Annotated in this window: 1 pseudogene; it reads right to left on the bottom strand. The window is 66.7% G+C overall.

Annotated elements, in window-relative coordinates:
- Positions 1-315 (bottom strand): annotated as a pseudogene (locus tag O5O54_RS22305) (transposase); the annotation flags it as partial.

Genomic DNA, 315 nt, shown 5'->3' with positions numbered 1-315 from the left:
AAACGAGCGGATGCCGTCGGTGTCGTAGGCTTTGTCCGCGAGAACGGTCGCACCAGGCGCGACGGCTTCGAGGAGCTTGGTGGCGACCGGTGCGTCGCCCGCCTGCCCAGCGGTGAGTTCGAGCCGCACGGGTCGGCCTTCGGCATCCACGAGGGCATGGATCTTGGTGGTCAGGCCGCCTCTTGAACGTCCCATGCAAGGATCGGCAGGCCCCCCTTTTTGCCCGCCGCCCCATGCTGATGGACGCGGACACAAGAGCTGTCGATCATTACGATGTCGCCGTCATAGGCCCGGCTCACGGCCTCCAGCAGCCGG

The organism is Aureimonas sp. SK2 (assembly GCF_029813115.1).
GTDB lineage: Bacteria > Pseudomonadota > Alphaproteobacteria > Rhizobiales > Rhizobiaceae > Aureimonas.
Note: the sequence above shows the minus strand (reverse complement) of the source record. Positions and strands in the feature narration are given on the sequence as shown.